Source organism: Maribacter sp. IgM3_T14_3, assembly GCF_049603095.1.
Taxonomy (GTDB): domain Bacteria; phylum Bacteroidota; class Bacteroidia; order Flavobacteriales; family Flavobacteriaceae; genus Maribacter.
Genome location: NZ_CP187138.1, coordinates 301,826 through 313,874, shown reverse-complemented (window position 1 = coordinate 313,874; position 12,049 = coordinate 301,826). Strand labels below are relative to the sequence as shown.

The window sequence follows — 12,049 nt, the reverse complement described above, 5'->3', positions numbered from 1 at the left end:
TATGCATACAGCGATTATAGTAGAAGACATGATTGACGCTTTAACCCTTTTAAAGAAGGATATAGAGACGCAACATGCAGATATTGAAATTATCGCCACAGCACAGAGTGTAGTAGAAGCCGCAAAAGTGTTGCGTAAAAATCAGCCCGACATTCTGTTTTTAGATATTATGCTGGGTGATGGTACAGGGTTCGATATTTTGGAAATTTTCCCCGATTTAAAATCGAAAATCATATTTGTAACCGCAAGTGATGAGTTTGCTATACGTGCATTTAAATTTGCAGCAATCGACTATGTGTTAAAACCCTATTCGAACGAAGATTTAAGTTTAGCCATATCTAGGGCAAAAGAGCAATTGCAGCCTAATAAAGAACGACTACAGATTTTAAAAGAGACGATTTCTGCTCCCGAGAAAAAGCCAAATAAGATATCGTTACACACACTAGATCAGATTATCATTGTTAGTTTAGATGATATTATACGGTGCGAGTCCGATAGTAATAATACTATTTTCCACCTTCAAGACAAACGCAAGATATTCGTAACAAAGACCTTAAAATACTTTGCAGACCTTTTAAGTAGTCACGATTTTGTACGCGTACACCAAAGTCATTTAGTGAATCTTCAATGCATCAGCGCCTACATAAAAACAGATGGTGGTTATTTAATGTTGAAGAATGGAGAGAATGTTCCGGTATCCGTCCGTAAGAAAACCGAGATTATTGAGATTCTGGATAAGATGCATAGGTAGTTGAAATTTAGAAGAGAGTATTCTAATCACTTTATAGAATATCAATAATTAATTTTCTTTCTAGTTAGTTGAGAAAACAAAAAATATCACACCCCTATTTTTCCATTATTCCCAAAAACATCACTTTCCGTTATATTTTATGTTAAGGTTAACATAATTGTTACAAAACCCTGTCTATTTTTAGAGGGCTAGAATTTATGGTGTAGTATAAGCTTCTCATCTTCTAGTAAATTTTTGGTTTTCATTTTACAAAACGAGAACCAAAACTATACATAATGAACTCACTATATATGTTATTCTTTGGGGTTGCATATTCGATTATAAAGAACCAATTTAAAACTAACACATGAAAAGAAGAGATTTTGTACAGTACGCCGGGTTGGGTGCCGGAGCACTAATGATGCCGTCATTATTGCTAGGAAATGACATCCCCACGGAGGCTTTACTAGAACCTGGTATGGATACCTTGGTAAAAAAGAGAATGGCAGATGTGGCATTGAACACAGCCAAATCTTTAGGAGCAACATACGCAGATACCAGAATTGGTAGGTATCTGAATCAATATGTATTCACTAGGGAAGACAAAGTACAGAATGTAGTAAATACCGAATCTTTTGGTATTGGTATTCGTGTAATAGCAAATGGTACATGGGGTTTTGCATCAACAAACAGTGTTACTGCAGACGGAATTAAAAAAGCAACAGAGCAAGCAGTTGCCATAGCAAAAGCAAATTCTAAAATTCAAAAAGAGCCGGTAAAACTGGCTCCTGTAAATGCATACGGAGAGGTTTCATGGAAAACTCCGATCAAGAAAGATTTTAAAGAAGTTCCTGTTTCCGAAAAAGTAGAATTATTATTAAGTGCCAATGCTGCGGCATTAGATAATGGTGCAGATTATGTAAACTCTGCTTTGTTTATGATTAATGAGCAGAAGTATTTCGCTTCTACTGATGGTTCTTATATCGACCAAGACATTCACCGTTTATGGCCTACGTTTAGAGTAACAGCAATTGATAAGGCTGAAGGTACTTTTAAAACAAGAGAGAACATGAGTGCTCCTGTAGGTATGGGTTACGAGTATATGGACGGATTGGAATCTGAAAAGCTTGAAGGGCCAGCAGGATTGCGTTTATATAGAAATAGCTATGATATGGTAGAAGATGCTACTATTGCAGCTAAACAGGCAAAAGAAAAATTAACAGCAAAATCGGTTGACGCCGGTAAATATGATTTGGTTTTAGAGCCTAATCACTTAGGGTTGACAATTCATGAATCTGTAGGTCACCCATTAGAGTTAGATCGTGTATTAGGTTATGAAGCCAATTACGCAGGTACAAGTTTTGCATCTTTAGATAAATTAAAATCAGGGAACTTCCAATATGGTAGCGATGTTGTAAACTTAGTTGCAGACAAAACGCAAGTAGGTTCTTTAGGTGCCGTTGGGTATGATGATGAGGGAGTAAAAACGAAGAAATGGGATTTGGTACGTAATGGTGTCTTAACCAATTTCCAAGCCATACGTGACCAAGTTCATATGATCGATCAGAATGAATCTCACGGGTGTTGTTATGCACAAAGTTGGGACGATGTTCAGTTTCAACGGATGCCGAACGTTTCTTTAGAACCGGGTAAAGACAAGTATTCTATTTCTGAAATGATTAAAGATGTAGAAAAAGGAATTTACATAGCAGGTCGTGGATCGTACTCAATTGATCAGCAACGTTATAATTTCCAGTTTGGTGGTACTGTTTTTTACGAAATTAAGAACGGAGAAATCGTTGGTATGTTAGAAGATGTAGCATACCAAAGTAACACCCAAGAGTTTTGGAATTCATGTGTTAAGATTTGTGATGAAAGCGACTACCGTTTGTTCGGTACTTTCTTTGATGGTAAAGGGCAACCTTCTCAATCTAGTGCGGTATCTCACGGTAGTTCTACCGCTAGGTTCAATGATGTAAACGTAATAAACACAGGTAGATCTATTTAAGTATAGGTTCACTCTAAAAAAGAACAACAATGGCAATTTATACAAAAGAAGAAGCAAGAAAAATATTGGAGAAAGCATTGAGCTTTTCCAAAGCCGATGCCTGTGAAATAAACTTAAGCGGCTATAATAGCGGCAATATCAGGTACGCAAGAAATACAGTTTCTACATCAGGTTTTAGTTCAAACCAAAGTTTAGCGGTACAGTCTAGTTTTGGTAAAAAATCTGGAACGGCAACTATTGATGAGTTCGATGACGCATCATTAGAAAAGGTAGTAAGAAGGGCAGAGGAGCTGGCGAATCTTTCACCAGAGAATCCGGAGTTTATGGAGCCTTTAGGTCCGCAGATGTATGACGAAGCTATCAGTTATAGCGATTCAACGGCAAAAATTACTCCCGAGTATAGAGCAGAGGTTGCAAATAGTAGTATTGTACCTGCAGACGCGAAAGATGTTACTGCAGCAGGGTTTTTAAACGACTCTTCCGGTTTTAGTGCAATGATCAATTCAAAAGGTCTTTTTGCCTATAACGAGTCTACTAATTTAGAATTTACGGTAACCATGCGTACCAATGATGGTACAGGTTCAGGTTGGGTTTCTAGAGATTTTAATGATGTAGCAAAATTTGATGCTAATGAGGCAGCAAAAACGGCTATTGATAAAGCGGTTTTGTCTAGAGAAGCAAAAGCAATTGAGCCAGGTAAATACACCGTTATTTTAGAACCGGCTGCATCATCAGATTTGTTGAACAATATGTTCCGTTCTTTAGATGCACGTTCTGCAGATGAGGGTAGAAGTTTTATGTCTGCTGCTGATGGAGCCAATAAGCTGGGAGAAAAAATAGTTGATGAACGTGTAAATATTTGGTCAGATCCACTGAATCCAGAAGTGCCGACATCTACTTGGAACGGAGAAGGGCAACCTTTAAAGAAAACCTCTTGGATAGAAAACGGAGCGGTTAAAAACTTGGCATATGATCGTTTTTGGGCAAAGGAAAAAGGTGTTGATCCGGTTCCTTTTCCATCGAATGTAATTATGGCTGGTGGAGATGCAAGCTTAGAAGAATTGATCAAGAGTACTAAAAAAGGAATTCTAGTAACTAGACTTTGGTACATACGTAGTGTAGATCCACAAACCTTATTGTATACTGGACTTACAAGAGATGGGACGTTCTATATCGAAAACGGAGAAATTAAATACCCTGTAAAAAACTTCAGGTTTAATGAGAGTCCGATAATCATGCTGAACAACTTAGAGACCCTTGGTAAGCAAGTGCGTATCGACGGTAATTTAATTCCGTATATGAAAGTTCGTGACTTTACGTTTACGAGTCTTTCAGATGCAGTATAAGTAATTTTAATAGTATTTAAACTGGTTGTTTGTGTTGAATCACGACAACCAGTTTTCTTTTTTCCTAGGGAATAAAAACACAAACTACTTGCCCTTGAGCAACGAATTTTTCTTTACGAGATTACAGTACGAGTCTGGCGATTGGGACGTTGACCAACGTATGCCCTCAAATCTGTTGAATTCATTGGTGGAGTATACCACGTTGAAAGTAGATACTCAAGAAAAGATTATTTCGCTGGCAAGCGATGATATTTTTAAGAGTCCGTTTTGCTATATCTCGGGACATAAATTGGTGGAGTTTACCAAAAAGGAAAAAGAGAATTTTGAAAAATATGTGCGTAACGGCGGATTCATTTTCGCAGATGATTGCAATCACGATATTGACGGATTGTTTGCCAAATCTTTTGAGCGGCAAATGGAAGAAATATTTGGTCCGTCAGAATTAAAAAAAATACCCAACGACCACGAATTGTATTCTATTTTCTTTGATTTCGAAAATGGTCCGCCAACCACATCACAAGAATTGAATGGTTGGGGCGATGATTTGGTGCACGAGTATTTGAAAGCCATCGTAATTAATGGTAGAATCGGCGTGCTCTACAGTAACAAAGATTACGGCTGCGAGTGGGATTACGATTTTAGAAATAAACGTTGGTACAAAATAGACAATACACGGTTTGGGGTCAATATAGTGTTGTACGCCCTTACCTCATAAATACATTTTTGAATGGATAAAGAATTACAACGTATTGCAGATGAGGTAGAAATGCTTTCCGGTAAGTTAAAGGCTTTAAAGCAAGAGATAGGAAAGGTTATTATTGGGCAAGAAGAAACCGTATCGCAATTGCTGATTACGTTTTTAGCCGGTGGTCATGCTTTGTTAGAAGGTGTACCGGGTTTGGCGAAAACGCTAATGATCAGAACTTTGGCGAATGCAATTGATTTAAAGTTTAAGCGTATTCAATTTACGCCCGATCTAATGCCTTCAGATATTATCGGTACCGAAATTTTAGAGGAAGACCATACTACAGGTAAAAAGTTCTTTAAGTTTAATAAAGGACCTATTTTTTCTAATATTATTCTAGCGGATGAAATAAACCGTACACCACCAAAAACACAGGCGGCATTGCTGGAGGCCATGCAAGAATTTGAGGTTACCTACGGCGATAAAACGTATCCATTAGATAAGCCATTTTTTATTCTAGCAACTCAAAACCCTATAGAACAATCGGGAACCTTTGTTTTGCCAGAAGCACAGCAAGATCGTTTTTTGCTATATATAAAAATTGGATATCCTACTCAAAAAGATGAGGAAACCATATTAAAGGCAACTACCGGAGGTATAAAAAAGAAACTGAATAAGGTTATTTCTGGTGATGATATTGTACGATTGCAGCAGTTAGTTCGCGAAGTTTCTATAAGCGATGCACTCATCAGTTTTGTGAGTGATATGATTCGTGCTACGAGACCGGAAACCACAACAGATTCTTATGTTAAAGACTGGGTAGACTGGGGTGCAGGTCCGCGTGCAGGTCAAGCAATGATCTTAACGGCAAAGGCTAATGCATTGTTATCAGGTCGGTTATCGGTTACGTTAGACGATATTAAAAGTGTAGCGTTACCAGTGCTTCGCCATAGAGTTTTGGTCAACTTTAGAGCAGAGGCAGAAGGCATAACTTCAGATAAAGTAGCTACTCATTTGTTAAATGCTATTGAAATAAAAGGCAAATAAACAACGCTCCATTACCGAGTACATGGCAAAACAGGACTATCACGATTTATTAAAACCAGAGGTCATCAATACGGTTGAGGGACTTTCCTTGATATCACGAATTGTGGTCGAGGGTTTTACTTCTGGTTTAAATAGAAGTGCTAGTGTGGGCCCGGGTATGGAGTTTAGTCAGTACAGAGGATATCAACCGGGTGATGATTTACGATTGTTAGATTGGAAAATGTTGGCACGTTCGGGCAGGTATTACATTAAACAGTCAGAGATAGAAAGTCAGGTGACTATTAAGTTTATTGTCGATGCCAGTGCTTCAATGCTGCATAAAGAAAAGGACTTGTCGAAGGTTGATTTTGTACGTCTCTTGGTGGCTACACTAGCATATATGGCTCATAAGCAAGGAGATTCTGTTGGTCTATTTGCGCTCAACGATAGTGATGTGGTCAGTATTTACCCTAAAGCAGATAAAAAGCATTACAACAGATTGCTGCTAGAATTAATTAATCTTTCTAATTCTGGTAAATGGCCAGAAACCCATATTTCTAATAAGCGAATTCCGAATAGAGGCGGTAAAGAATTGATTTTCTTTCTAACCGATATGTATGAAACAGGTGAGGAGATTTCAAAGTTTATCAAAGGATTGAAATCAGCAAGAAATGAAGTTGTGGTACTACAGGTGATGGGATCAGCTGAAATGGATTTTAATTATGGTCCAAACATCACTTTTGAAGATTGGGAAACAGGGGCGCGAGTAAAAGTAGATACCGAAAAAGCTAAAACAGCATATTTGGGTGCTCTAGAAAGTAGATTGAATAAAGTAAAGGACGAATTACTTTCAAACGGCATTGATCACTATGTCTTTCGTATGGATGCACACTTGGGTGAAGCATTACAATTATTTTTAAAACAACGTAAAAGACTCGGTTAATATGTCATTCGCACAACCTTCGTATTTATGGGCTTTATTGGGACTTTTAGTTCCTATAGCTATCCATTTATGGAGTAAAAAGGAAGCGAAAACTATAAAAATTGGTAGTGTTCAACTGCTATCAGAATCAAAATCGAGACAATCTAGCAGTATACAATTGAATGAATGGTGGTTGTTGCTACTGCGTATGGCAATTATTTCGCTGATTACTTTGGTTATGGTAAAACCGCAATGGCAGTCAAAGGTGAACAACAGCAAACTGACCTATGTTATTGAACCTGAATTAGCAAAGAATGAAAATTTCATGGCTCGTTTTACTGATTTGCAAGCTGATCAAGAAATAAGACTTTTACAATCAGGGTTGCCCATAAACGATATTGAATATACTAATTCAGTAGATTCTAGAAGTGTAGATTATTGGTCGTTAGCATCAGAAATGAATGCTTTGCAAACAGATAGTATTATTGTTTTTACCAACGGATATGCAAAAGGATTAAAAGGAGCCAGACCCGAAACGAATCATGATATCAACTGGATCGTTTTGGATTCGGCACAAACTGTTGAGAAGCCTTTAGTAACATATCAGACAGAGGAAAATATAACATTATTTACAGCCAATAACGGTCCAGTAGCTTCAAAAATAGCAACGAAGAATATTGAATTAGGAGATGTATACCAACTGACATCTAATGGCGATAGTTTACAGGTTTCAAGTTCAAACTCAAACTCAAACTCAAACTCAAACTCAAATTCAAATTCAAATTCAAATGTAATTTCAAAGGTTCTTTTGGTTCAACAACCTTCTCTAGAAGTTTCTTTGGTGTATGCAGATAGTCTACGTTCAGATAAAACTTATATAGAAGCAGCATTGACGGCTTTATCGACTTATTTGGAAAGGGAAATAAATGTCGAAAGCTCTTTGGATAATGAAGTAAATGAGAATAAGGAAACAGATTTAACGATTTGGTTGAGTACTAAGCCTGCTCCGGTTTCAGCTCGAAAGACTCTAGTATTTAAGAACGATTCCATTTCTAATGCACTAATATTAACAGGAGAAGATGAAAATACTTTTTATATAACAGAAAGAATTACCACAGAAAATGCGGTTACTGGGCGATTAACAGAGAACCTATTAAAAATTTTAGATGTCAATAAAGAAGTAAGTGAACTACAAGCTAAAGCAGATATTCGATCACTGACAGAAGCAGACTTGAAAACAAATTTCATAGAAAATAAAGCATCGAAAACCCACCAAGCCAGCTGGAATCTGAATCCGTATTTATGGGTTTTTCTTTTAGTATTATTAATTGTTGAACGCTTTGTAGCTTATAAACGAACACAGTAATGGAATCAGGCAAACTACACTTGATGAAATTTCACAGGCGCTGGCAAATCTTGTCATACGCAGAAGCCGTTTTGTATGCTGTTGGCATTGCCGTTCTTTTCTTTTTAGTATCTAAAAATCTATGGGTTGGCATTTTAAGCTTTGTAATTGCAGTGGTCGTTTTTCTTTTGATAAATAAGCCTTGGAAACATAATTTGGCTACCACAGGTACTTATATAGATGCACATGTAGATGAAGCATCGTTTAGTACAGGGTTATTGCTACAACCAGAAGATTCATTATCTAATCTTGCCAAGTTACAACGCTATAAAGTATCTGAAGAACTTACCAAAAGATTGGGCGCTATACAACCTCCAAACAAATTGAAACAAGCGGTACTGGTTACGCTAGGGTTGGTATTACTTGGTATTGTGGTTCAACAATTAGATTTGTTTAAAGGAGTAGAAAATGTATTAGGAAACTCTGCCAATGAAACACAAATTCAGTTTGTCGCAACAGATAGTATTAGTGGGAAGTCCGTCATTCCAAAAATTTCCAGTCAAGATATAAGTGTTACATATCCACCCTACACGCGAAAGGGAACAATTGCTGTAAGCGACCCAAATATAAAGACGATTACTGGGGCAACTGTTCTGTGGACGCTAGAGTTTGATAATCTCGCTACTGAAGTTTACTTAGACCGCATGGGAGAACTAATTCCACTGCAAAAAGGTGAAAACGGGTATCGTATAAGACAACAATTATCAGAATCGGGCTTCTACAGTTTTAAATTTAAGAATGAGGAAGGCATTGAATTTACGTCAGATTTATTCTCGTTGGAGGCAGTAGCTGATAATCCGCCAGAGATAGAGATTTTAGGGTTGGAACAATACACCTATTTTGATTTTGCAGACATAAAGATTGTCGAGCTAGAAAGTTCAATTACTGATGATTACGGAATTGACGAAGCTTATATCATAGCAACCGTAAGTAAGGGATCGGGAGAATCGGTGAAGTTTAGGGAAGAGAAATTGAATTTTAAGGAAACTATATCGAAAGGTGTGAAATCGGTGAGGACTACGAAAACACTAGATTTAAATGCCTTAAAAATGGAATTAGGTGACGAGCTCTATTTTTATATTGAAGCCTTTGATGAAAAGCAACCCAAGAGAAATGTTGCGCGTAGCGAAACGTATTTCGCAGTTATAAAAGATACCGTTAGTGAGCAATTTGGCGTAGAAGGAACTTTGGGTGTTGACCAAATGCCCGATTATTTTAGAAGTCAGCGACAGTTGATTATCGATACCGAGAAGTTGATAAAAGACAAGCCTAGCATTACAAGCAAAGAATTTAAATCGAGAAGCAATGAACTGGGGTTTGATCAAAAAGCACTGCGTTTAAAGTATGGCCAGTTTATGGGCGATGAATCTGAAATGGAAGAAGCACCAAGTGAGATCGAAAGTCATGAAGAAGGTGAGGACCATGATCATACTGAAGATCAAGAAAATATATTAAAAGAATACTCGCACGACCATGATGGCGATAACGAGCATAATTTAGTTGCCGCTGAAAAAGTAGAAGAAGCTGAAGACCCTTTGCATGACTACCTTCATAATCATGATGACCCTGAGGAATCTACATTATTTGAAGAATCATTGAAGACAAAATTGCGAAAAGCTTTGAATATCATGTGGGATGCCGAATTGCATTTACGGTTAAATGAACCAGAAAAATCACTTCCATTTCAATATGATGCTTTAACCCTAATTCAAGAAATAAAAAATAGTGCCCGTATTTATGTACATAGAATTGGTTTTGACCCACCGCCAATTAAAGAAGATAGTAGACTTACCGGTAAAATAAAGGATATTAAGAACTACCGAAAAAACGAGACCAAAGAAGTGGAGAATCCTTTTGAAGCACTTGAGCGCGCGGTTGCTCGCTTAGAACAGTTAATACAGCAAGAAAGCACTTTTAATGAGGCTGATAATGCCCTTTTTACTGCTGCAGGCAATGAATTGGCGCAATTAGCAATAGCTAACCCAAGTAAATATTTACAAGTCTTACAAGGCTTAAAACGAATTGAGAATAATACGAAGCGAACAATGGGTAATTATAAATTCGTTCAAAAGGGATTATTAGCTGCCTTACCGAAAACACCACAAACACCTGGAGCTAAAAAAGAGTATATAGACGAAATTAATTCATTGTTTCTAAAACAGCTAGAGGTGTATGATTGATGGTTTCTCATTTTTGCAAAAAGAGTTCATGATCCCCATTTTACTTGGCGGATTAGTAGTTTTTAATATTTATGTTTGGAAAGAATGGCAATCGAAACAAAGGGGTCGTTTTGTTATAAATTCTATTGTTGCTTTGATAACAATCTTGGCATTGGGTATATTAATTCTAGAGCCTACAAAAGAAGTTGAAATTAATGATAGTCAGGCATTAGTGCTGACCGATAATTTTAATACCGTAGTAAAAGACAGTCTTTTAAATCATTATAAGGGTATAAAGGTTTTAGATTATAATCCTGTAAAATCGATTCGTAAAGAGCTCGATTCCCTTACCAATGTTATTGTACTTGGTGATGGTATTGATCCGTATGATTTTTATTTGTTCGATAGTATTCCCACAACCTATATTCCAAATGCTGAGCCAATAGGAGTTACGCGATTGAACTATAGAGAACAACTTGTATTGGGAGGTGAATTAAAGGTTTCAGGTAGTTATTCAAATCCTATAGAAAAGTCATTTTTAGTACTACAAGATTCAAGAAGTAACGGGTTAGATTCTATTCAATTTACTGAAAATAAGAATGTAGATTTTAACCTAACTACTCGCCCAAAAGTAGCAGGAGCATATGTTTATCAATTAGCGATTAAAGATAGTGCAAGCGTTGTTTTAGAAACGAATCCGATTCCTATAAAAGTGCTAAATAAAGAACCATTACGTGTTCTGATCTTAAATACATTTCCTACGTTTGAGACAAAATATCTAAAGAATTTCTTGGCGGAATCTGGACATGAAGTCATTGGTAGAAGTCAATTGACAAAAGGGAAATATAAGTTTGAATATTTTAATACGCCGGCACAACCGGTTTATCAATTTACTGATGTGGTATTGCAAAATTTTGACATCGTCATTACAGATTCCGAAACGTATATCAGTTTAGGGAAATCAGTCAAGTCTAGATTTGAAAAGAGTATAGCAGAGCATGGTTTAGGACTATTTATTCAGCCAAGTGATTTCCTTTTTAATACCCGAAGCAGCGATGCCTATTTCAAATTTGAACGTGATAGGGTTAACACTGTGAAATTACCTATTTATGCTGCAGAAACAGAAAAGTACCCGTATCAGTTTGATGAACAATTATTAGTAGAGCCAATTCACTTTGGCGGAGTATCAAACCTTGCTGCGTATCGACAAATGGGTAACGGAAAAATTGCAACAACATCACTATTAAATAGTTATCAGCTTTTGTTGAATGGTAAGAGTGAAGTATACCATGGTGTTTGGACCGCTATTTTAGATAAGATTGCAAAGAAGAAAGGGCAGGCAGTTTCATGGGAATCTAATACTAAAACTCCTAGAATAGACGAGCCATTTAATTGTGAGGTTCGAACAAACTTAGAGGAGTTCGGTATTATAAATGAAGATAGTATTTCGGTTTCGCTGGTTCAAAATGCATTACTGCCAAGTCACTATTCAGGCACTGTTTATCCGAAGAAAACAGGGTGGAATACGCTACAAGTTGAAAATGATAGTACAGACATTTCATACTATGTTTTTGAAAAGAATGATTGGAAAGCTTTAACTAGTACCACGAACATAGCAGCTAATAAAAAGCAATTCGCAAACGAAACTCAAAAAAGCAGGACGGTTTTTGTGGACCGTCCTGTTTCTCAATTATTGTTTTATATCCTCTTTTTGTTAGGGGTAGGGTGGTTATGGCTTTCACCAAAACTAGCCGCAGAAGGCTAAACC

General features: G+C 36.9%; 9 protein-coding genes. All 9 read left to right on the top strand.

All coding sequences use genetic code 11. The annotated features are described in order from the left end of the window. Position 1 precedes the first annotated feature (1 nt). The 9 genes from ACPF9A_RS01475 (at position 2) to ACPF9A_RS01435 (ending at position 12,046) form a co-directional block, all read left to right on the top strand. Positions 2-751, top strand: a complete 750-nt coding sequence (locus tag ACPF9A_RS01475; RefSeq protein ID WP_424000995.1) for a LytR/AlgR family response regulator transcription factor — start codon at positions 2-4, stop codon at positions 749-751. 346 nt (positions 752-1,097) lie between these two features. Beyond that, the gene (locus tag ACPF9A_RS01470; protein WP_424000993.1) at positions 1,098-2,738 is read left to right on the top strand and encodes a TldD/PmbA family protein; all 1,641 of its coding nucleotides are present in this window, start codon (positions 1,098-1,100) and stop codon (positions 2,736-2,738) included. Between the two features lie 29 nt (positions 2,739-2,767). After that, positions 2,768-4,084, top strand: coding sequence for a TldD/PmbA family protein (locus ACPF9A_RS01465; RefSeq protein WP_424000991.1), 1,317 nt, complete (start codon positions 2,768-2,770; stop codon positions 4,082-4,084). A 94-nt stretch (positions 4,085-4,178) separates the two neighbouring features. Then, on the top strand, positions 4,179-4,799 hold the full coding sequence (locus tag ACPF9A_RS01460) for a DUF4159 domain-containing protein (RefSeq protein WP_424000990.1): 621 nt from the start codon (positions 4,179-4,181) through the stop codon (positions 4,797-4,799). A 12-nt stretch (positions 4,800-4,811) separates the two neighbouring features. Continuing rightward, entirely contained in the window at positions 4,812-5,816 is a 1,005-nt protein-coding gene (locus ACPF9A_RS01455) for an AAA family ATPase (RefSeq protein WP_424000988.1), read from the top strand. Positions 5,817-5,838: 22 nt separating this feature from the next. Beyond that, the gene (locus ACPF9A_RS01450; RefSeq protein ID WP_424000986.1) at positions 5,839-6,738 is read left to right on the top strand and encodes a DUF58 domain-containing protein; all 900 of its coding nucleotides are present in this window, start codon (positions 5,839-5,841) and stop codon (positions 6,736-6,738) included. Position 6,739: 1 nt separating this feature from the next. Further along, a complete protein-coding gene (locus ACPF9A_RS01445; protein ID WP_424000984.1) occupies positions 6,740-8,083 on the top strand; it encodes a BatA domain-containing protein in 1,344 nt (447 codons plus the stop codon). A gap of 23 nt (positions 8,084-8,106) precedes the next feature. Beyond that, positions 8,107-10,302, top strand: a complete 2,196-nt coding sequence (locus ACPF9A_RS01440; protein WP_424000982.1) for a tryptophan-rich sensory protein — start codon at positions 8,107-8,109, stop codon at positions 10,300-10,302. Then, complete coding sequence (locus ACPF9A_RS01435; protein ID WP_424000980.1) at positions 10,295-12,046, top strand: hypothetical protein; 1,752 nt, start codon at positions 10,295-10,297, stop codon at positions 12,044-12,046. Before ACPF9A_RS01440 ends, ACPF9A_RS01435 begins: the two co-directional genes overlap by 8 nt. Positions 12,047-12,049: the final 3 nt, after the last annotated feature.

Coding starts and splice junctions, on each gene's coding strand:
- ACPF9A_RS01475 (WP_424000995.1), top strand. CDS start 2: ATGCATACAGCGATTATAGTAGAAGACATGATTGACGCTTTAACCCTT.
- ACPF9A_RS01470 (WP_424000993.1), top strand. CDS start 1,098: ATGAAAAGAAGAGATTTTGTACAGTACGCCGGGTTGGGTGCCGGAGCA.
- ACPF9A_RS01465 (WP_424000991.1), top strand. CDS start 2,768: ATGGCAATTTATACAAAAGAAGAAGCAAGAAAAATATTGGAGAAAGCA.
- ACPF9A_RS01455 (WP_424000988.1), top strand. CDS start 4,812: ATGGATAAAGAATTACAACGTATTGCAGATGAGGTAGAAATGCTTTCC.
- ACPF9A_RS01450 (WP_424000986.1), top strand. CDS start 5,839: ATGGCAAAACAGGACTATCACGATTTATTAAAACCAGAGGTCATCAAT.
- ACPF9A_RS01445 (WP_424000984.1), top strand. CDS start 6,740: ATGTCATTCGCACAACCTTCGTATTTATGGGCTTTATTGGGACTTTTA.
- ACPF9A_RS01440 (WP_424000982.1), top strand. CDS start 8,107: ATGAAATTTCACAGGCGCTGGCAAATCTTGTCATACGCAGAAGCCGTT.
- ACPF9A_RS01435 (WP_424000980.1), top strand. CDS start 10,295: ATGATTGATGGTTTCTCATTTTTGCAAAAAGAGTTCATGATCCCCATT.